Consider the following 22,295-nt stretch of genomic DNA (forward strand, 5'->3'; position numbering starts at 1 on the left):
TCGCCCTACGGGCAGTTACAAGTTGATTGTTAGTTGACAAATAAACCTAGTACAAATTGACTAATATGCCAATTACTTTTTCCTTTTCAATGTCTGGATACATTCCCTGCGCGGAATAATTACCGATACACCGTTGTATTCTATTTCGTCTTTTATTACTTTCTTTATTTCATCCATATTTTTAGGCAGTGGAACGACCACTCTTACATGGCTTTTCTCCACACCTACACCATAGCAGATATTTTCCAGTTTTTCGGTTCCTGCCGAATCCTGTCCGCCTGTCATGGCAGTAGTCAGGTTGTCGGAAATTACTACAGTAATATTTACTCCCGAATTTACGGCATCGAGCAATCCTGTTATCCCCGAATGGGTGAAGGTGGAATCGCCGATTACCGCTACCGAAGGGAACAGTCCGGCATCGGCAGCGCCTTTAGCCATAGTAATGGATGCACCCATATCCACACAGGTATCTATCGCCCTGAATGGAGGAAGCGCTCCGAGGGTATAACATCCTATATCGCTGAAAACTTTAGCGTTACTATATTCTTTTATTACTTCGTTCAATGCTTTATATACATCGCTATGCCCGCAACCCGAACATAGTGCCGGCGGACGGGGTACGATATTTTTACTGCTATCGAATTGTTTTTCCACATCCAGACCTAACGCTACGCGCACATTGTCGGGCGTTAGTTCGCCTACCCGTGGAAGCTCACCTGTCAGTCGTCCTTTTATCTTACCGCTTTGGTCGAGAAGTCCACGTACTTGTTCTTCCACAAATGGCTGCCCGTCTTCCAGAACCAATACTTCATCGCACTCGTCTACCACCTTTTGTATAAGCTGTTTAGGTAATGGATATTGCGATATTTTGAGAATCGTATAACCACATTCGTTGGTCGAATTCTCCATGAGGTAATTGTAGCCTATACCACAAGCTATTACACCTTTTTTATTACCTTGCTTATAGTTATTATATGGTGATTCTACCGATATCTTTTCCAGTTCGGGCTGTACGGCTAGTAGTTCGTTATACCTTCTTCTGGCATTTACAGGAAGTAGTACCCATCGCGATTTGTCTTCCGGGAATTTTATAGGGTTTTGTTCTCTAGCCTCGTATGTCGCAACCTCCGAACGCGAATGTGCCATCCTCGTTGTAAGGCGCATAAGTACAGGCAGTTCAAATTTTTCGGAAACATCGAACGCATAACGTATCATGTCATACGCTTCCTGTTGCGACGATGGTTCGAAAATCGGCATAAATGCAAATTTACCGTAAAAACGCGAATCCTGCTCATTTTGCGACGAGTGCATCGACGGGTCGTCGGCCACAAGTACTACCAATCCTCCATTCGTTCCCGTCATCGAGGAATTTACGAAAGCATCGGCGGCTACATTCAGTCCTACGTGCTTCATGCAAACCAACGAACGTTTACCTACATACGAAACGCCAAGGGCAGCTTCCATTGCTGTCTTTTCGTTTGCACACCATTGGCTGCGAATTTTTCGTTCAGTGGCTAATGGCGAATCTTGTATATATTCTGTAATTTCGGTCGAAGGGGTTCCCGGATAGGCATAGACGCCTGTTATTCCGGCATGTATAGCTCCCAGGGCAATCGCCTGGTCGCCAAGCAAAAGAAGTTTTTCTTTCATTTATTTATATCAGTGTAAAGTTATCAGCATCTTTCAGAACAGGGAATTTCTTTCTGAATCCTTCCAGCTCTTCCATATTTATCTCGCCCAAAACGGCTTCTTCTTTATCGGGTTGTGCTGCAACGATGTGTTGCCCCAAATAGTTGATTAAGGCTGTGCCGCCGCTATACGCGTTCGAGGGGTCGTTGCCCGTGCGGTTTACCCCTGCCACATAGCATACGTTTTCTATGGCGCGCGCTTTGAGCAGTGTGTTCCATGCTTCGAGCCGCGAGGTAGGCCAGTTGGCTACATATATTGCCATGTCGTAGTCGTCCCTGTTGCGCGAGAAAATAGGAAAGCGCAAATCGTAACATATCTGGAGCAGGATCCTGACTCTTTTATATTTTACGATCACACGCTGTTGTCCGGCTTCATATTCTTCATGTTCGCCGGCATACGAAAATAAATGCTTTTTATTATAAACCGAATATTCTCCATCCGGCTGTACAAAGTAGAAGCGATTATAGAACTTCCCGTTGTCAACGGTGGCAACGCTTCCGCATACGGCTGCGTCTTTCTCCCTCGCTATTGCCTGCATCCATTGCAGGGTAACTGTATCCGCTTCTTCTGCCACACCTTCGGGTGCCATACAAAAACCGGTGGTAAACATTTCGGGAAGGATGATGATATCAGCCTGTGGCGAAGTATTTATTATTTTTTGCGCAGCTATCCTGTTATCTTCCGGCATTTGCCATCTGATATCCGTTTGTACGAGTAAAATATTCATGTATATGTCAGATATTCAAAACAGGATTCAAATATACAGAATTTTACCTAAATAATGAAATGATTGTATTTTTATTAGTGAATACAGAAGTTTGTTTACAATATTACCTGTAAATGTCACAAAATTTGGTTATTTGATTTTGATATAGGTAAATTCCTTTGCAAGTTCTCCGTTGTAGTATTGTTTCAGAGGATAACCATCATCGTCGTAGTCGTAGGTAACGTTTATAATCAATGTATCGGGCAACAGATTTTCTACTGTTGATTTTTTCAGGTTATTTCCTCCTATAAAATCGCCGCACCATTTCATGTGGCTCATGTGTACTGCCCAAAACCAAGCTGGCAAGTTTATACCGGATAAAATAGATTTATCGTTGTAAAACTCGTTTGTGGTAATTATATCACTCTTGCCAATAGCCGAATGTTGAATGTACCTGACGATGTTGTTATTCGTATCGTATCGAAATTCTTCCCATAGTTTTCCGTCGTCGAAAATCGTTTTTGTAAGCCTGTTTTGAGAGTCTATGTAGATCTTGTTTTCTTCTGTCAGTTTTTCTTTCAGTTTCTTGCCCTTGCTTTGCTCTGTTTCGAGAATGTACCCTTTGTTGGTATAGTCGAATTTTGAATTTGTCGTTAGCTCTCCCCTATCTTCATTCATTGTGTATTCGGCTATTTGCCCCGTGGCTTTATCGTATTTGAACGAATATTCGCTGAATGTCAATATTCCTTTTACGGAAAAAGAGGCAAGCCTGTTTTTTTCATATTTGAAAGAAACAAGTTCTTTTGTATTTTTTGAGTCGATAGCTACCAGAAGCTTTTTTTCCTGAGCATATAGCGTTGCGATAAAAATAAAGAAGAAAAAGGAAAAGAATAAGAATCTGAGATTTTTCATATATACATAAGTTTTATTTCAATAACGTTTTATAAATACTCTTAGTATATGTTATAAGCTGATATTTTACGACAAAGAAAGTGTCCCCCAAATAATCATCTGCTTCATTGCTCCATTTATTAGCCATCGGTCACATACTTTTGCATGCTCCCCTCGGTCTAAAAATGAGCGGTTTGGCATCTAGTCTCTTTTTGAACACTTCACTACATAAACTCAAAGAAGGTGTCCTTTCTTACTTTTGGGACACCTTCTTTGTACAGAATGTTATATAAGTCTACTAATCGTATTCATTCCAAGCTTTGATCTCTATTTCATCCACATTCATTTTGCAGAATGCCTGGATAAATGCCGAAGCTAGGCGTGAATTTGTAAGTAAAGGCACATTGAAGTCGATAGCAGCACGGCGAATCTTATACCCGTTGTCGAGCTCGCTTGTAGTAAAATTCTTAGGGATATTTACTATAAGGTCTATTTGCTTGTTGTGTATCATCTCCAGCGCACTTGGCTTTTGGTCGTCGGTCGGCCAGAATACCTGGATTGCCGGAATACCATTTTCCTGAAGGAATTTTTGCGAACCGCTAGTAGCGTATATATCATATCCCTTCTGGTGAAGCAGGTGTGCGGCTTCGAGCAAGGCTACTTTCGATTTTGCAGGCCCGGTAGAGAACAATACCGACTTTTTAGGGATGCGGTGTCCTACCGAAAGCATCGACTTGAGCAGTGCATCGTGGAAGTTGTCGCCTATACATCCTACTTCCCCTGTAGAAGCCATGTCTACGCCCAGTACAGGGTCGGCTTTTTGCAGGCGGGAGAAGGAGAATTGAGAAGCTTTAATTCCCACGTAATCAATATCGAAGTCGTTTTTGTTTGGTTTCTGAACCTCTTTACCCAGCATTACCTGAGTTGCCAGATCTATGAAGTTTATCTTCAAAACCTTAGATACGAATGGGAATGATCGAGATGCCCGAAGGTTGCATTCGATAACTTTTACATCGTTATCTTTGGCTAAGAACTGCATATTAAATGGTCCTGATATTTGCAGTTCTTTCGCTATTTTATGCGCTATCTTTTTTATTCTCCTCACAGTCTCTATATAGAGGCGTTGAGCCGGAAACTGTATAGTAGCATCGCCTGAGTGTACTCCGGCAAACTCTACGTGTTCGGATATTGCATACATCACTATTTCGCCTTTGTTGGCTACGGCATCTATTTCTACTTCCTTCGCATTTTCTACAAACTCGCTTACTACTACAGGATGTTTTTTCGACACTTCGGCTGCCAATCCGAGGAAGTTTTCGAGTTCCTGATCGTTGGAGCATACATTCATCGCTGCTCCCGACAGTACGTAAGACGGGCGAATGAGTACCGGATAACCAACTTCGTCGACAAAGCCTTTTATATCGCTCAGCGAGGTAAGTTCTTTCCATCGTGGTTGGTCTACCCCGATACGGTCGAGCATGCTTGAGAATTTGTGACGGTCTTCGGCATTGTCGATGCTTTGCGCCGTAGTTCCCAGAATGTTTACCTTAGCTTCGTCTAAACGAAGAGCGAGGTTGTTAGGTATCTGTCCACCTACAGAAAGGATTACTCCATGAGGATTTTCGAGTTCGATGATGTCCATTACACGCTCGTAAGTCAGTTCGTCGAAGTACAGGCGGTCGCACATATCGTAGTCGGTAGAAACCGTCTCAGGATTATAGTTTATCATTACCGAACGGTAACCTTCTTTGCGGATGGTCTGCAAAGCATTCACCGAACACCAGTCGAACTCAACTGACGAACCTATGCGGTATGCACCCGATCCGAGTACGATTACCGATTTGCGGTCGCCCAGATAGTTTACATCGTTTTCTTCGCCGTTGTATGTTATATACAGGTAGTTGGTTTGTGCCGGATATTCGGCTGCAAGCGTGTCTATCTGTTTCACACAAGGTACTATGCCGTTATCTTTGCGGATGCGGCGCACATCGTGCTGTATCGACTCTACCAGGCTTGGTTCTTTACAAACTATTTTGGCTACCTGAAAGTCGGAGAATCCCATTTGCTTTGCTGTTTTCAGCAAGCTGAGCGGAAGGGATTTCACATCGTCGTATTTTTCCAGTTCTTTCGAGCAGTCGAATATATATTTCAGCTTTTGCAAGAACCAGCGGTCTATTTTAGTCAGGTCGTAAATCCTGTCGACTGTATATCCGCGTTTGAATGCTTCTTCGATGAAGAATATACGCTTGTCGGTAGGGTTGCTCAATGCTTCGTCAAGGTCGTTTACTTCGAGCGGTTTGTTGGCTGCAAATCCGTGCATACCTATATTTATCATCCGAAGCCCTTTTTGTATGGTTTCTTCGAATGTGCGGCCGATAGCCATAATTTCGCCTACCGACTTCATACTCGAACCGATTTCTTTAGATACGCCGTGGAATTTACCTAAATCCCAGCGAGGTATCTTCACCACTACATAGTCGAGTGCAGGTTCGAAGAATGCGCAGGTAGATTTTGTTACCGAGTTTTTCAGTTCGAACAACCCGTAACCCAGTCCCAGCTTAGCTGCTACGAAAGCCAAAGGATAACCAGTTGCTTTGGATGCCAATGCCGAAGAGCGGCTCAGGCGGGCATTTACTTCGATCACGCGATAGTCTTCCGATTCAGTATCGAAGGCAAATTGTACGTTACACTCCCCTACTATACCTACATGCTTAACGATACGGATAGATAGTTCGCGCAACTTATGGAACTCGTCGTTGGTCAGTGTTTGCGATGGAGCAACTACGATACTTTCGCCGGTGTGTATTCCTAGCGGGTCGAAGTTTTCCATGTTACACACTGTCATACAGTTGCCATACTTGTCGCGTACTACTTCATACTCTATTTCTTTCCAGCCTTTCAGCGATTTTTCGACCAAAAGCTGCGATGAGTACGATAGTGCTTTTTCGGCAAGTACGCGCAATTCCTGTTCGTTGTCGCAAAATCCCGAACCTAGTCCGCCCAGCGCATAGGCAGCACGTATAATAATCGGATAACCTAGTTCTTTTGCAGCACTTACAGCATCTTCTATCGTACCTACTGCCGTGCTCTTGATTGTTTTGACGTCTATTTCGTCAAGTTTCTTTACAAACAGTTCGCGGTCTTCGGTGTCCATTATGGCTTGTACCGGGGTACCCAACACACGCAGGTTGTATTTTTCCAGTATTCCGGTTTCGTATAGCTGTACACCACAGTTTAGTGCTGTTTGTCCCCCGAAAGCCAACAGTATTCCGTCCGGCTTTTCTTTTTGGATGACTTTTTCTACAAAATATGGTGTAATCGGCAGGAAGTATATTTTATCGGCACTACCTTCCGAGGTTTGTACTGTTGCAATATTGGGGTTGATAAGTACTGTTTCTATCCCTTCTTCTTTCAGGGCTTTCAAGGCTTGCGAACCTGAGTAGTCGAACTCTCCGGCTTCACCGATTTTCAAAGCACCCGAACCGAGGACTAATACTTTTTTTACATCTATATCCATTTATATTATTTTTTATATGGTGGATTACAATTTTTCTACAAACAAATCGAATAAGAAACCTGTATCGGTAGGCCCACTGGCGGCTTCGGGGTGGAACTGAGCCGAGAAGAACGGTTTTGTCTTATGCTTGATGCCCTCGTTAGTTCCATCGTTAAGGTTGACAAACAAAGGTTCCCATTCTTCACCCAGAGATGCGCTTGTTACAGCGTATCCATGATTTTGGGAAGTGATGAAACATTTTTCTGTATTTACCATCTTCACCGGCTGATTGTGGCTACGGTGTCCGTATTTCAATTTATATACAGTTGCACCTCCTGCTTTAGAAAGCAACTGGTTGCCCATACAAATACCGCATATAGGCTTGTCGCCTTCCATTGCTTTACGGATGTTTTTTACAGTCTCTTCACAAAAGTCGGGACTACCCGGCCCGTTGGATATGAAGAGCCCGTCCCATTCCAGTTGGTTGAAATCGTAATTCCATGGCACGCGTATAATGGTTACGTTTCTTTTCAAGAGGCTGCGTATTATATTATGTTTTACTCCACAGTCGACCAAAAGCACTTTCTTGTCGCCATTGCCATATGTCAGCACTTCCTTGCAACTGGCTTTAGCAACCTGGTTTTCGAGGTTGGGATCGTAAAATTCCACTTCATTTTCGTTTTGGAAAACTATTTTGCCTTTCATCGAACCTTTTTCGCGAAGTATCTTAGTCAGTTTGCGGGTATCTATTCCGTAAATGCCTGGCACATCGTGTTCTTTCAACCAGTCGCCAAGGCTTTTCTTTGCATTCCAGTGAGAATATTCGCGTGAGTAGTCGGATACTATAAGTCCGCTGACCTGTACTTTTTCCGATTCGTAAAAATTAGAAACCCCATTAGTAAAAGAATCTTCCGGCACTCCGTAATTACCTACGAGCGGGAATGTGATAACAAGTATCTGTCCGAGGTATGAAGGGTCGGTAAGGCTTTCTGTATATCCCACCATTGCGGTACTGAATACCACTTCGCCGGCTTTTGCTGTTTCCGAACCGAATGATTTGCCTTCGAAAACTGTCCCGTCATCAAGAATTAGCTTAACTGGTTTGTCTGAATACATTTTTTGTTTGAAATATAAAATTGTGAATACTGTTGTTTATAATGCAAAAAAAAGGAACAGGATATTTAGCATATCTGTTCCTTCTTGTATAATATATTGTATATTTTTTTTTTTTCATCATTCAAATATCCGTATTCGCTTATGAATATCTGAGGTGCAAAGATAGAAATAAAAAATGATATATCTAATGTTTAGCAATTAAATTTTGCGATAAGAAGTTAAGAAAAAATATTACTTTTGAATTATGAATATATCAACCATAGAAGATTATATTGTCCGCAATGGCCTACTTACGGGTGGCGAGAAAGTTATAGTCGGAGTAAGCGGGGGTGCCGATTCGGTTGCGCTGCTCGATATCTTGCATAGTTTCAAAATAGAATGTGTAGTGGCTCATTGCAATTTCCACCTCAGGGGGCAGGAGTCGAACCGCGATGCTTTTTTTGTGGAAGAATTATGCCAGCGGTACAACCTGAAATTCGAGCGTATAGATTTCGATACCGAAGCTTATGCCGAAATCAATTCCATATCCATAGAAATGGCTGCACGGGATTTGCGCTACAACTGGTTCGAAAAACTACGGGTAATACACCTTGCCGACAAGATTGCTGTCGCCCATCATCGCGACGACTCGGTAGAGACTATCCTCCTGAATCTGACCAGAGGAACAGGGATACGCGGGCTGACAGGTATTGCACCGATGAATGGCTACATTATCCGTCCTTTGCTCTGCATCGGCCGCGATGAGATATTGGGATATCTTGCCGAACGGAAGCTAAAATATGTGGAAGACAGCACCAACAACGAAGACTTATACACACGAAATAAAATAAGGCTCAATATTCTGCCTTTACTGGAATCTATAAACCCATCGGTGAAGGAGGCTATAATACGTACTGCCGAAAACCTGTCGCAGGTGAACAATATTTACCAGATGTATATGGCACAGGTAAAGAAAGATGTATTTGCGGATAATAAGATTGATATCACAAAGCTTATTCAATACCTCGAGCCTGAAGCAATATTGTATGAGTTTCTTTCTCCATATGGTTTCAACAGTGCTACAGTAAGGCAGATATTCGAATCCATTGTCGGCCAGCCGGGCAAAATATTCTACTCCGAAACACATGAATTGCTCAAAGACAGGGGATTCTTTTTGCTAAAAAAGAAAGAAAGCCTGATGATAGAAAGTTTCACGGTATATGAAAACGACGCAACTATTACGCATCCTATAAACCTGAAAATAGAAAAACATAAAAAAGAAGGCCCATTCCCAATAGAGAAAAGCCCTGATGTCATTTATCTGGATAAAGCAAAGGTTAGCTATCCCCTCACCCTTCGCCATTGGCGCCAAGGCGATTGGTTTGTTCCTTTTGGCATGAAAGGCAAGAAGAAAGTGAGCGACTATTTTTCAGACAACAAGTTCAGCCTTTTTGATAAGGAGGATGCATGGCTACTTTGTTCGGGCGACGATATACTTTGGATAGTGGGACATCGCGCGGATGACAGGTTTAAAATAGCAGTCGGAACAAAGGAGGTAATTAAAATAAGTTATAGTAAATAGAACATAAAAGAACAGCAAGGTGGGTGTAGCTTCGCGGTTTTCTTATTTCATCAATCATCTAAGGAACTATTACTAAAAGCTTTCTCCAGCATTTTCTGAAATTCGGCTAAGTCTTGCGCAATAATATCGGGGTTCAAATCTGATTGTGCAACAATATCCATTGTTGTTTCGCCCGACATAACCAATACGCCTATAGCACCAGCATTGTGCGCCATCCTGACGTCTGTATAAATGCGGTCGCCAATCATCGCCACCTCCCTAGGTTGCAGGCTATAGCGCAATAAAATGCCATCGAGCATACGCGGATCAGGTTTGCCTATCACCACATCGGGTTTGCGCCCCGTGGCATGTTCGATAGCTGTATAAATAGATCCACAATCGACTAATATTATATCCTTATCAGTAGGACAAACTTTGTCGGGATTGGTAGCTATATAAGGGATATCGCGGCTCGCCCACCATGCTGCGCGACACAGCCCGCTATATGTCAGAGACATATCGAAACCGACAACAAGCATATCGGGAATATCCGCAGCATCGTCGGCAATAGATATAAATCCGGCAGCCTCAAATTCGGCTATCATGCTGGGCGTACCTAATATAAAAAGCCGTTTGGCTTGTGGATAATTTTCTTTTATATAACCTATCGTAGCTTGTGCCGAAGTGTATATTTCTTCCTTTTGGGCAGATATTCCCATCCTCGAAAGGTGCGCCAGATAATCGTCTGTGCTTTTCGAAGGATTATTGGTTAAAAAGGAATATCCTATTCCCATTTCTTTAAGTTTATGAAGAAAGGGAATTGTGAAAGGGAATAATGTACTACCATTGTAGATGGTCCCATCCATATCCAAAGCTATATGCTTTATTTTTCGGAGGTGGGCGTACAAATCTTCCGGAGTATTAAACCCCATTTTGTTAATATATTTATACATAATGTTTTACAATATTATTCTTCGTATCCTGTAGCTTTTGCTTTCCATGCCAGTGCAAATATCAGCGAACCTATCACCCCTGCACCAATCAGAAGTATAAAAGAGTTATCCCATCCGTATGTTTGAACCAGATATCCGAAACCGAAACCCGAAATTGCCGTACTTGCATATCCGAACAAGCCCGTAAATCCGGCTGCTGTAGCCGCCGCCCGTTTGGTAGCCATATTGGCTGCTGCTATACCTATCAATGCCTGCGGCCCGTAGATGCAAAATCCTGCTCCCATCAGCACGGCCGTAGCCAGCCACATAGGTGGATGATTGAGCATCCAGAATATAGAAACGAACAACGAAGCCAGCACCATGCAGATGAGACATACACGAGGCCCCCTTCCTCCGAAATACCTGTCTGTAGCCCATCCTGCAAGCAACATGCCTGTAATACCTGCTATCTCGAAGGCAAAAACCATCCATCCGGCATGGTGTAATGCTACCCCTTTCCATTCGCTAAGGAGAGTAGGCCCCCAGTCGAGTACGGCAAAACGCACTACATACACAAAGAAGTTTGCAAGCCCTAATATCCATATATATGGGTTTTTAAATACCATTTTGCGAACAAAAGCTTTATATTCGGGAGACTTGCGATCCTGATCATTCGCCTTTTCATCGTTGCCCACAACTATTTCGGGAAGTCCTACCGAACGTGGTGTATCACGCAGGGAAAACCACAGGAATACCGCACCCAACAAGGCTATGGCAGAGGGAATAAAGAAGCACCAACGCCACCCCAACGATACTATATATCCGCAGATGACTACGACAAGCCCCGCCCCTATAGAATGGGAAGTATTCCAGATAGACATTTTTGTAGCCAGTTGATGTGGAGGAATCCAGTGCGTCAGCAGGCGGGCACACGGAGGAAAGCCCATTCCCTGAAACCATCCGTTGAGCATCCATACCACACCAAACATCACTACGGCAGAGCTGAAACCGAACATAATATTGCATAAAGAGCACAATACCAGCCCTGTTACCATAAAATAGCGTCCATTGAACCGGTCGCCCAAAATGCCATTAGCAAAACGCGACAAACCATATATCAGGCCGTGCAATGTAAGGAAAATACCCAGATCGGCTTTAGTTATACCTAAATCTGCCTGAATGCCCGGCATAGCCATACTCAGGTTTTTGCGGACAAAGTAAAACATGGCATACCCTATCATTGAGGCAATGATAGTGCGCGCTTGCCAATATTTGAAACGTTTGGCAGTTTCAGGACTCATGTTTAAATAGGATTCTTTAGAATCTGTGTTCATAGTCTTCGTTAGTATTAGGAGAGGTTACTTATCGCTTCGAATAATAACAAATATAATATATTTTATTAAAATCGACTTTCCTTTTGGAGTTAATATATTGTTTCGTTTTCTTTCTAAATTTCCGCTGCGGTTTTTTTCTTTATTTCCCAAAGGCCTTTTTCTCCAAACAGGACATCCAGCCATCGATCAAGCATATTTGTACGTACAGCTACATCGAGAATAGTAAAACGCCTGCGGATATATTGTGCCCTGATAAATGTTTGTTTCAGATACTCACGAGAAACACCTATATCTTCGGGATCTGTTGGTGCTCCCACCATGCCGAGGTATTCCTTTACCTGATTGTATGGCACTAATTGTTTCGATAGTTTTTCTTTTATTTCCGTCCAGTTATCTTTTAGCGATTGCAACTGGCCGGCAAGCTCCTCTTTCGAAATATATTTTGCAAGCGTCTCCTGCTCTCCTATTTTCGGGAAATCCGTATTCCTGAATATTTCTGTAGCTTCTTTGTCCAATTCTTCTGCTGTCGGCCATGCATCGCAACAGGCTTTTATATCAAGGTCTTCCATCGGAGTATTCAGCATCACTTCGTACAAAGCTGTAATGGATAACGTGCCGATAGCTACCTGAAAGCCATGTGATATTTGCTCCCCTTCGTTGGTATGATGCTCCATATTCCACAAGTGGCTGAACTGGTGTTCTGCACCCGATGCCGGACGGCTCGATTTAGACCATTGCATGGCAAAACCACCGAGCATAAGCCCCTCGGTAAGATTATATATAGCCTCCCTATCTCCTTCCGATACGGCTTTGGGCGAAAACAAAGCATCGTGCAATCCATTTTGTACAATGTCCCAGGCCTGTTTATCTATCGGCTCTACCCTTAAGCTGTCGGCGAGAATCCAGTCGGCTCCTGCTGTTACTTTTGCAAACAGGTCGGCATAACCCGAAGCTGTCATTTCTGGTGGTGCTTGCCGTATGATATCAATATCTGCCAGGCAAGCAATGGGGGCCGGACAGCTAAAGGTTTGTTTTGCCCCGTTTGCGGTTATCGACGCTCCAAATGCGGTATACCCATCCATAGAAGCTGCTGTAGCCACGCACAGATATCTTCTTCCCGCCAAATGTGAAGCCAGCTTTGTTAAATCGTTTATAGTTCCCGAACCTACAGCGATAGGTATTGCGTTGTGTGTTTTCAAAGAATCTTCGAGTATCTCCACATACTTATATTCTGCATATAATTCAGGATCGGAGAATATGAAAGGTGCTTCCATCTCTATACCTGCCGAAGCTAATATTTTTACAACTTCTTTTCCGGCAACCCCGAACGTATTTTCGTCGGCTACCACAACAGCCTTACTACCGGGAAATTGCGTGGAAAATAATTCTGCTACCCGCTTCAATATACCAAAACCTATTTCGAGTGCTTTTGTTTCGTCGGCAGCTTTCAATGCCTGTTCTATCTTAGACATATTTGTAATATTTTGTATTTGTGATAATTATATATAAAAGGAGACGTATTTTACTTTCTCAACAATTCTCCGAGTTCAATAGGGATATCCGTTTCTATAATATCCGGTCTTTTCATTATTTCTTTTTTGTATGCTTCTTTTCGCATCTCTTTTGTTTCCAGTTTATCGTGGGTGGGAGCAAATGAAACCATGCAGCGAACACCGTTCTTACGCAGTTTTTCTACAACAGCGGCATTCTTTTCGTCGATTGTGGCTCCTACATATGCTATCATATTTTGCCACGGAACACCGCTTATTGCTATGTCTTCATATTCCTTCTCGTTGCGTGCAAACACCGAAAACATAACATCCGGAAGGCGATCGTAGTAATAGCGTGCTTGTGCTCCCGTATGCACTGTGAGCATTACATGTTTTTCGGCATCGTGCTTTTTTATCAAAGCGGTTATCATATGCAGGGGCACATCTTTTTTGTCAAGGTTGACAATCGTCTTTCCTTTGCTCCATATGATAACATCTTCCAATAGAGGGATCCTGAATGGGGTAATATTCCCTTCCGAATCTTTGAGCCTGACAGCTTTCAGTTCGCTCCATGTATAATCCGAAACCTTACCCTTGCCTGTAGTAGTCCGCTCCAGTGTTCTGTCGTGCATCAAGACAATAACACTATCTTTTGTTAGCCGGGGGTCTATTTCGAAAATTGCAGGCAATTTGCTTAACACATTTTCGAAGCCTTCGATACTATTTTCGGGAAACCCCTTTTCTCTCCCACCCCGGTGACCGCTTATTATTATAGCATTATCGGGCTTATGGGAGAAAAACCGCTTTAGGCTGGTTGTGTTTTCGAAACTCAGGTAATGCTGAGAATGCGCATCAGAAGCAACCAACGCCAGGCATATAAATATTAAGATTGATATAAGAACATTTTGTTTCATAATATTATACTAAGTTTATCTATTTAAATATTAACTAAAACAAACCTTTATTTTTTTATTCTGCACACAAATATAGTTTTATTTCGAAAAATACACAACAAAACGAAACTTTATTTTCATTATCTTTCTTTTGTATTAAAAAAACAATAATAAACGGCTTCGTTTTACATTTTGTTTTATCCGTTTTATTTCTTTTCTTTGTATATAGTAATAATTAACAATATATACTTTTAATATGTTGAGCATAGCAGAAAGGCATAAATACATCCTGGAAGTACTGAATAAGGAAGGGTTTATTAAAGTTATAGATATAGCAGAGCTGTTGAATGTAACTACAGTAACGATACGGAAAGACCTGAAACTATTGGAACAAAAAGGGTTGCTATACCGTACACATGGAAGTGCCAGCCCTGTAAATCCGCATACCGGAGACAGGAATGTAAGCGAAAAAGAAAAAATCAATATATCGGAAAAGAAACGAATCGGAATCGTTGCCGCCCAACTGATAGAAGAAAATGATTCGATAATAATGAACTCCGGATCTACTATCTGCACTTTTGCCGAACAAATAAAAGCTAAAGGCCAGCTGATGGTGGTAACGGCTTCGTTAAAAGCGACGCTCATTCTCTGCGACCAGGAAAATATTAATATACTACAACTGGGAGGCAATTTCCGCCGCCGCTCGATGTCGGTGATAGGCAATTACACGTTGGGATTCCTGAATGACATTACCTGCTCTAAATTATTTCTGGGAGTGGACGGTGTCGATCCCGACTTCGGTGTAACGACATCGAATCTCGAAGAAGCTGAACTGAATAAGGCTATGATGGGGATTGCCCTGAAAACAATAGTACTGTGCGATTCGTCCAAATTCGGAAGAAAAGGCTTCGGCAAAATATGCAATCTGGATAAAATAGATACAATAATAACGGATGCCGGGATATCGCCGTCGATGGCAAAGGCTATAGAGGATGCCGGTATCGAATTAATTATTACATAAACAAGAATTTAATACAACCTTTTACAGAAGAGCTTTGGTAGTGGATGCTATCAAGGCTTTTTCTTTATGCTATCGGCTAGCAGCATTTACAAGCAATAGGTAAATATTTTATTTATTTTTAATATCTTTGTGCGCTAAAATTAAAGATATGACTTACAGCCGCCCCAAAGATATTGCACAAACATTCTCATTGACAGGTATAAATAAGACCCAGACCCCGTTATCCAGGTTTGCAATCCTAGCTTTTCTGGGCGGAACGTTTATTGCTTTTGGCGGGTTGCTCAGCGTTATGGTCGCTGGAGGTATGCCGGGTATAGGCGCAGAAAATCCGGGATTGGTAAAATTTGCAGCAGGAGCTTTGTTTCCTGTCGGGCTGATTATGGTTTCGGTAGCCGGTGCCGATTTATTTACCAGCGATTGCACAGGCATGATTCTCCCCTATCTGGATAAACAGATAAAAATGAAATCGGTACTCAAAATCTTGATATTGTCTTACTTCTTCAATTTTGTAGGTACACAATTTATTGCCTATTTCATGACATACCAAACGGGGATAATATCATATGATCCCTGGCTCTCGTACCTGCACAATTATAGTGAAGCAAAAGCAAATCAGGATTTCTGCAAGGTGCTGATAAAAGGTATCGGAGCCAACTGGCTTGTTTGCCTGGGCACATGGATGGGATATGCAGGAAAAGACATTATGAGCAAAAGTATAGGTATATGGATTCCGGTTATGCTTTTCGTTACCCTTGGCTTCGAACACTCCATTGCCAATATGTTTTTCATTCCTGCTGCCATATATACGGGCGCCGATATTTTATGGAGCAACTTTATAGTAAACAACCTTATTCCGGCCACCATAGGCAATATTATTGGGGGTATGGGATTGGTAGGATGTGCATATTGGTATGTGTATATGAAAAAATAATAACTGTCTATACATAAAAAGTTGTTAACAACCTTTATAAAACAAAAACAGAACTAATCTTTTATAAATACGTTTACTGATTGTAGGTGTGTATCTTATATGCTAAAATATTGATAAAAAATCACTATGGAGGCTTCGTAAACTGCCGGAGAAAAAATAATTTTATAAAAAAAGCGTATCTTTGTCAGGCTTTAAGAAATTATTACAATAACAGAACTATATAATATATGTTGACTGCATTATTCGAAAAGTTAGGATTTTATGTATTACTGATGCAGAAAGTCCTGACCAAACCTCAAAAATGGAGTGTCTTTGTTCGTCAGTTGCTTACCGAAGTCAGCAAACTGGGGATAAATTCGATATGGATAGTGGTGATTATCTCATTTTTTATCGGTGCGGTGATTGTTGTACAAATAAAACTCAATATTGATTCGCCCTTTATGCCCCGTTATACTGTGGGATATGTATCGCGCGAGATATTGATACTCGAATTTTCATCTACTATTATGTGCCTTATCCTTGCCGGAAAGGTGGGGTCGAATATCGCATCGGAAATAGGTACTATGAAAGTTACCGAGCAAATAGATGCTTTGGAGATAATGGGGGTAAATTCGGCAAACTACATCATTTTACCCAAAATCATTGGTTTGATGATTTTCATACCTGTACTTGTAATAATGAGTATGTTTTTTGGTGTGATCGGTGGATTTGGCGTTTGTATAATCGGCGATGTGATGCCTGCCGACACCTTCCAGTACGGATTGCAGTTTTTCTTCAAAGAATTTTATGTCTGGTATGCAATCGTGAAGACAATTGTATTTGCTTTCATCATAGCCTCTATAGCCTCATTCTACGGATATACGGCAAAAGGAGGGTCGCTCGATGTAGGTAAAGCCAGTACAGATTCGGTGGTAATGAGCAGCATACTTATACTTGTTGCCGACTTATTGCTCACACAATTGATGATGTCATGATAGAAGTAAAGAATTTATATAAATCGTTTGAAGGCAGGGAGGTATTGAAAGATATCAATATCATATTCGAGGCCGGAAAAACAAACCTCATTATCGGGCGAAGCGGATCGGGTAAAACTGTCTTGCTTAAAAACCTCGTCGGACTGATGCGCCCTACGAGTGGAAGTATTTTATACGACGGGCGCGACCTGACAAGGATGAAGACCAACGAAATGAAAGCCCTCCGCCAGGAAATGGGTATGATCTTTCAAGGATCGGCACTGTTCGACTCAATGACCGTTTTCGAAAATGTAGGATTCCCGTTGATGATGTTTTCAAACATGTCGAAAGCTGAGCAAAACAAACGTACGCAATTTTGCCTCGACCGTGTAAACCTTTCCGATGCCGGGCACTTATACCCTTCCGAGATTAGTGGGGGGATGATGAAACGTTCGGCTATAGCCCGCGCAATAGCCCTTAATCCGAAATATTTGTTTTGCGACGAACCAAACTCAGGGCTCGACCCGCAAACATCGTTGGTTATTGACGAACTGATCCACGACATCACTAAGGAATATAAAATAACCACCGTAATCAATACGCATGATATGAACTCGGTAATGGGTATCGGCGAACGTATCAACTTCATCAAAGAAGGAGTATTGGAATGGCAGGGAAGCAGTGGAGACGTAATGTCGTCGACCAATGAATCCTTTAACGATTTTGTCTTTGCTTCCGACCTCTTCAAAAAAGTAAAAGCAGCCGAAAACGAAGGCATCAAATTAACATAAAATACTGAGATGAAAATAATATCTTATAATGTAAACGGAATACGTGCAGCCGCAAGCAAAGGTTTGTACGAATGGCTCGAAAAAGAATCGCCGGATATCCTTTGTTTGCAGGAGATAAAAGCGACAGAGGAGCAAATCGACGTTCTTTCGCTACAGTCGCTTGGATATCATTATTATTTTCATCCGGCAGAAAAGAAAGGATACAGTGGCGTAGCTATCATAACCAAGAAGAAACCGGATCTGGTAAAAGTGGGTATGGGTATGCCTGTGTACGACAAGGAAGGGCGCGTGCTTCGTGCCGACTACGGCGATATGACTGTTATTTGCGTATATATACCTTCGGGAACGATGGGCGATGTCCGTCAGGATGTAAAAATGAAATTTCTTGCCGACTTTACCCTTTTTATTAACGAACTGAGAAAAGAACGCCCGCAATTATTAATATGCGGAGATTATAATATTTGCCACAAACCTATTGATATAAACCACCCCGAACGCCACACCAAAAGTTCAGGTTTTCTTCCGGAAGAACGCCAGTGGTTCGATGAATTTATCAGCTTGGGCATGGTTGACACTTTCCGCGTTTACGACCAGAGTGCCGAAAAATATACATGGTGGAGCTACCGCGCAGGGGCGAGAGCAAAAAACCTTGGCTGGCGCATCGATTACCATATAATAACGGAAGAGGCAAAATCCCGCCTGACAAATTCATATATCTTGAACGAGATAACCTTCTCCGACCACTGCCCCATCCTCGTAGAAATGGATTTTTAGTCAGAAAGCTTTCAGGCTAAGGTCGATATTTGGCGCTGCATATATTATTGCACCTGAGGATATGTAGTCTACCCCAGTCTGTGCTATATCGTGTACGGTTTCTTTTGTTATACCGCCCGATGCTTCTACTTTTGCTGCTCCATTGATTAGTTGCACGGCTGCAGACATCTCGAACAGCGACATATTGTCGAGCATTATTATATCGACAGCATTGGTTGCCAACGCTTCTTTTACTTCGTCCAGGTTACGGGTTTCCACTTCTATTTTCAGGTCTTTCCCCTTCTCTTTCAGATATTTCACAGTGGCTTCTACCGATTTGGTTATGCTTCCCGCATAGTCGTTGTGATTGTCTTTCAGCATTATCATATCGAACAAACCATAACGGTGATTTTGTCCGCCGCCGATATATACAGCCCATTTTTCGCACATACGGAAAATAGGAGATGTCTTACGGGTGTCCAATATGCGTGTATTTGTATCGGCAAGCAAGCCAACCATTTCGCGAGTATAAGTAGCTATGCCGCTCATTCGCTGCATACAGTTGAGTACCAGGCGTTCCATTGTTAAGATAGATTGTGCCGAACCCGAAACTATAAAAGCAACGTCTCCCTCTTTTACACTATCTCCGTCATTTTTGAAGAACTCTATTTCCAGGTCTTTATCATAGTAGTGGAAGATTTCCTGCGCCAGTTCTACTCCGGCAAGTATGCAATCGTGTTTTATCAGCAGTCGTGCTCTTTGTTGCAGGTCGGCAGGTACGCTGGCCAATGTAGAATGGTCGCCATCGCCTACATCTTCTTTTATTGCCGCGTCTATGAATTTGTACAATCGTTCGTCGGTAACGTAAGGTGGTCTATTTTTTTTCATCCAAGTCTTTATTATAGAATGTGCCTTTGTTTTCTTTTTGCTCCATGCTCTGGGTAATAATCAGGTACGCAATACTAGCCTGATTACGCAGTTCGGATAATTGCGGCGAAAGGATTGAAAAATTGTATATCTCCTTTACCGAACGGTATATTTCTTCTTCCTTTTGTTTCGCCAATTTTAGCCGCCTGTTGCTGCGCACAATGCCTACAAGGTCGCTCATCAAAGTTTGCAACTCTTTTCTGAGATAGTTGAGCAGTACCATCTCTTCGTTTACCTTCATTCCCTCCTGATTCCATTCGGGTATCTTGTGTAGCTGTTCGTAATTGAAGTTGTCTTCCTCGAGCCGTTCTATCGTCTTCAAGGCTGCCCGGTGAGCAAATACAAGTGCTTCGAGCAGCGAATTTGAGGCAAGGCGGTTTGCACCGTGCAGCCCCGTATTTGAACATTCGCCCACGGCAAACATATTTTTTATCGTGCTCTGGCCGAACAGGTCGACATCTATACCACCGCATAGATAGTGGCTTGCAGGTACTACAGGTATCAGGTCGCGAAACATATCCAGACCCGCATCCTTACACTGTTTATAGATATTAGGAAAATGCTCCATGAATTTCTGATGATCCAGATGACGGCAGTCAAGGCATACATAATCATTGCCCCGCAGTTTCATCTCGCTGTCGATAGCACGGGCTACTATATCGCGCGAAGCCAGTTCTTCCCTATCGTCATATTTGTGCATAAAAGGTTCGCCCGAAGCCGTCCGGAGTTTTGCTCCGAATCCCCTTACAGCCTCCGATATCAGTGGTAATTGTCCTGTAATCGGGCTATAAAATGCTGTGGGGTGAAACTGGATAAACTGCATATTGCTTATCTTGGCTTTTGCCCTGTGTGCCAACCCTATACCATCGCCTGTAGCAATAGTGGGGTTAGTCGTATTTTTATATACATGCCCGCAACCGCCTGTTGCCATCAGGGTGATTTTTGCCGACATTTTTTTTATCTGCCTGGTCTTTAAGTCTAAAACATAAGCCCCGTAGCAATTCAGATTGTATTTGTCGAACTCAGCATCGGGCACCTGATGTTCGGTAAGAAGGTCGATAACATAGTGGTGATTGAGCAGTTCTACATTTTCGAGCCCTTTCATAGCTTTGAGCAATGCCCGCTCGATTTCTGCTCCTGTCACATCTTTGTAATGCACTACACGGTTTTCGGTGTGTCCGCCTTCGCGCCCCAGATCGTAATCGAGCATATCGTTCTTGTCGAAGTTTGCCCCCCACTCCACTATCTCGCGGATACGCTCAGGGCCTTCTTTTACAACTACTTCTACCACTTCGCGTTTGCACAACCCATCACCTGCACGCAGGGTGTCTTCGATATGCTTGTCGAAGCTGTCTTTGGTGAAGTCGGTAACAACAGCTACGCCGCCTTGTGCATATTTTGTATTCGATTCTTCGTCGTCCGATTTGGTAATAACCGTTATTTTCGTTTCGGGACGTTGCGCAGCTATTTTAAGAGCATACGACAATCCCGATATCCCCGAGCCTATTACCAATACATCTGTGTATATCATTTGTTTAATTAAGAATGAGGAATTAAAAATGAACAAAGTGGTAAAATATGTGTAATAATTTTAAACTCTTCATTTTTAATTCTTAATTAATTATTTTATCGCTTTCGAAAGTTCGAGCATCCTATTTATCGGACGCAGGGCTTTCAGCCTTATTTCTTCATCCATTGTTATTTCCGGCAACTCATATTTCATACACAGGTAAAGTTTCTGCATTGTGTTGAGTTTCATAAAATGACATTCGCTGCAATTGCAGGTATCGTCTATGGTAAGTGCCGGAATAAGCTTCTTATGAGGTGCGCGTTTACGCATTTCGTGCAATATTCCTTCTTCTGTTGCCACTATAAATTCCTGATATTCGCTGTCGGCTACATAATTGAGCATATTAGCTGTAGAACCCACATAATGAGCGACCTGCAATACCGGCTTTTGCGCTTCGGGGTGTGCTATCAACCGTGCTTCCGGATTATCGAGCATTTGCTGTGCAATCTTTTCCAGCGAAAAGGCTTCATGTACGATGCAAGCACCGTCCCAAAGTATCATATTGCGTCCTGTAACCTGATTGATATATCGCCCCAAGTTGCGGTCGGGAGCGAAAATTATTTCCTGATCCTCAGGCAATGAGTCTATTATATGCCGGGCGTTGGACGATGTAACGATTATATCGCTTTCGGCCTTTACCGACGAGTCGCAGTTTATATAGCTTACCACTATTGCATTAGGATGCTGCTTCCTTAACTCGCGCAATCCCTCTCCCGAACAAGAATCGGCTAGCGAACATCCTGCAAGTAAATCGGGTAATACGACTTTCTTCGCAGGGTTTAGTATCTTGGCTGTTTCTGCCATGAAATGCACTCCGCAAAATACAATAAGGTCGGCATCGGTCTTCTCCGCTTCGCGAGCCAGTTGAAGGCTATCGCCTAAGAAATCGGCTATATCCTGAATGTCTCCCGTCTGGTAATAATGGGCAAGGATAATCGCATTTTTTTCCTTGCGCATGCGGTTTATCTCTTCTATCAGGCCTGTTCCTTTGGGAATTTCAATATCCAGATAGCCTTTTGCCTGAAGATTGGATATTGCATTGTCAAGATTCATCATATTATTCAATAGCTATGTGCAACTTGTCTGATTTTGGGCACAAAAATACTCATAAAAAGTGATTTACACCACCCTCTAAAGAAGAAACTGAGGTAAGATGTTTGGTTTGTGTTGGAAATTATACCAGAATAAAAAAAGAAAGTATCAAAAAATAATTCTTACTATCTTGTCATCCTGAGCATAGAGTAAAAAGCCTCTTTCAACAC

18 protein-coding genes are annotated in these 22,295 nt (G+C 42.5%); 6 read left to right on the forward strand and 12 right to left on the reverse strand.

Annotation, left to right across the window (positions count from 1 at the left end):
- Positions 1-72: 72 nt before the first annotated feature.
- From D0T57_RS04695 to carA, 5 genes are all read right to left on the reverse strand, one after another.
- Positions 73-1,650 (reverse strand): thiamine pyrophosphate-dependent enzyme, encoded by a 1,578-nt coding sequence (locus D0T57_RS04695; protein WP_163271390.1) that lies wholly within the window; start codon positions 1,648-1,650, stop codon positions 73-75.
- Positions 1,651-1,654: 4 nt separating this feature from the next.
- Positions 1,655-2,416 (reverse strand): amidohydrolase, encoded by a 762-nt coding sequence (locus D0T57_RS04700; protein WP_163271392.1) that lies wholly within the window; start codon positions 2,414-2,416, stop codon positions 1,655-1,657.
- 129 nt (positions 2,417-2,545) lie between these two features.
- A complete protein-coding gene (locus D0T57_RS04705) occupies positions 2,546-3,307 on the reverse strand; it encodes a hypothetical protein (protein WP_163271394.1) in 762 nt (253 codons plus the stop codon).
- A 277-nt stretch (positions 3,308-3,584) separates the two neighbouring features.
- Positions 3,585-6,803 carry a carbamoyl-phosphate synthase (glutamine-hydrolyzing) large subunit gene (gene carB / locus D0T57_RS04710; RefSeq protein WP_255490496.1) on the reverse strand — a complete coding sequence of 1,073 codons (3,219 nt, stop codon included), beginning with the start codon at positions 6,801-6,803 and terminating at the stop codon, positions 3,585-3,587.
- Positions 6,804-6,827: 24 nt separating this feature from the next.
- The gene (gene carA, locus D0T57_RS15790; RefSeq protein WP_255490497.1) at positions 6,828-7,898 is read right to left on the reverse strand and encodes a glutamine-hydrolyzing carbamoyl-phosphate synthase small subunit; all 1,071 of its coding nucleotides are present in this window, start codon (positions 7,896-7,898) and stop codon (positions 6,828-6,830) included.
- 244 nt (positions 7,899-8,142) lie between these two features.
- Here carA and tilS point away from each other — a divergent pair, with 244 nt between their 5' ends.
- Positions 8,143-9,459: a tRNA lysidine(34) synthetase TilS gene (gene tilS, locus D0T57_RS04715; protein ID WP_163271396.1), complete on the forward strand. Its 1,317-nt coding sequence runs from the start codon at positions 8,143-8,145 to the stop codon at positions 9,457-9,459.
- Positions 9,460-9,509: 50 nt separating this feature from the next.
- On the opposite strand, the gene D0T57_RS04720 is transcribed toward tilS, so the two are convergent.
- From D0T57_RS04720 to D0T57_RS04735, 4 genes are all read right to left on the reverse strand, one after another.
- Positions 9,510-10,391, reverse strand: a complete 882-nt coding sequence (locus tag D0T57_RS04720) for an HAD-IIA family hydrolase (protein ID WP_163271398.1) — start codon at positions 10,389-10,391, stop codon at positions 9,510-9,512.
- Positions 10,392-10,405: 14 nt separating this feature from the next.
- Positions 10,406-11,671 carry an MFS transporter gene (locus tag D0T57_RS04725; protein WP_163271516.1) on the reverse strand — a complete coding sequence of 422 codons (1,266 nt, stop codon included), beginning with the start codon at positions 11,669-11,671 and terminating at the stop codon, positions 10,406-10,408.
- A 146-nt stretch (positions 11,672-11,817) separates the two neighbouring features.
- On the reverse strand, positions 11,818-13,176 hold the full coding sequence (locus D0T57_RS04730; RefSeq protein ID WP_163271400.1) for a sn-glycerol-1-phosphate dehydrogenase: 1,359 nt from the start codon (positions 13,174-13,176) through the stop codon (positions 11,818-11,820).
- Between the two features lie 50 nt (positions 13,177-13,226).
- The gene (locus tag D0T57_RS04735; RefSeq protein ID WP_163271402.1) at positions 13,227-14,108 is read right to left on the reverse strand and encodes a glycerophosphodiester phosphodiesterase family protein; all 882 of its coding nucleotides are present in this window, start codon (positions 14,106-14,108) and stop codon (positions 13,227-13,229) included.
- A 235-nt stretch (positions 14,109-14,343) separates the two neighbouring features.
- On the opposite strand from D0T57_RS04735, the gene D0T57_RS04740 reads away from it, so the two are divergent.
- The 5 genes from D0T57_RS04740 to D0T57_RS04760 all read left to right on the forward strand — a co-directional run bounded on the left by D0T57_RS04740 (position 14,344) and on the right by D0T57_RS04760 (position 18,557).
- Positions 14,344-15,108 (forward strand): DeoR/GlpR family DNA-binding transcription regulator, encoded by a 765-nt coding sequence (locus D0T57_RS04740; protein WP_163271404.1) that lies wholly within the window; start codon positions 14,344-14,346, stop codon positions 15,106-15,108.
- 148 nt (positions 15,109-15,256) lie between these two features.
- Complete coding sequence (locus tag D0T57_RS04745) at positions 15,257-16,039, forward strand: formate/nitrite transporter family protein (protein WP_163271406.1); 783 nt, start codon at positions 15,257-15,259, stop codon at positions 16,037-16,039.
- 227 nt (positions 16,040-16,266) lie between these two features.
- Positions 16,267-17,013: an ABC transporter permease gene (locus tag D0T57_RS04750; protein WP_163271408.1), complete on the forward strand. Its 747-nt coding sequence runs from the start codon at positions 16,267-16,269 to the stop codon at positions 17,011-17,013.
- Entirely contained in the window at positions 17,010-17,783 is a 774-nt protein-coding gene (locus D0T57_RS04755) for an ABC transporter ATP-binding protein (protein WP_163271410.1), read from the forward strand. The genes D0T57_RS04750 and D0T57_RS04755 overlap by 4 nt, the downstream gene beginning before the upstream one ends.
- A gap of 9 nt (positions 17,784-17,792) precedes the next feature.
- Positions 17,793-18,557 carry an exodeoxyribonuclease III gene (locus tag D0T57_RS04760; protein ID WP_163271412.1) on the forward strand — a complete coding sequence of 255 codons (765 nt, stop codon included), beginning with the start codon at positions 17,793-17,795 and terminating at the stop codon, positions 18,555-18,557.
- On the opposite strand, the gene nadC is transcribed toward D0T57_RS04760, so the two are convergent.
- The 3 genes from nadC to nadA all read right to left on the reverse strand — a co-directional run bounded on the left by nadC (position 18,558) and on the right by nadA (position 22,086).
- Positions 18,558-19,424 carry a carboxylating nicotinate-nucleotide diphosphorylase gene (nadC, locus tag D0T57_RS04765; RefSeq protein ID WP_163271414.1) on the reverse strand — a complete coding sequence of 289 codons (867 nt, stop codon included), beginning with the start codon at positions 19,422-19,424 and terminating at the stop codon, positions 18,558-18,560.
- Positions 19,411-20,994, reverse strand: coding sequence for an L-aspartate oxidase (gene nadB / locus D0T57_RS04770; protein WP_163271416.1), 1,584 nt, complete (start codon positions 20,992-20,994; stop codon positions 19,411-19,413). Before nadB ends, nadC begins: the two co-directional genes overlap by 14 nt.
- Positions 20,995-21,084: 90 nt before the next feature.
- A complete protein-coding gene (gene nadA / locus D0T57_RS04775) occupies positions 21,085-22,086 on the reverse strand; it encodes a quinolinate synthase NadA (RefSeq protein ID WP_221412284.1) in 1,002 nt (333 codons plus the stop codon).
- Positions 22,087-22,295 lie beyond the last annotated feature (209 nt).

This window comes from Dysgonomonas sp. 511, assembly GCF_010501105.1.
In the GTDB taxonomy this organism is placed as follows: domain Bacteria; phylum Bacteroidota; class Bacteroidia; order Bacteroidales; family Dysgonomonadaceae; genus Dysgonomonas.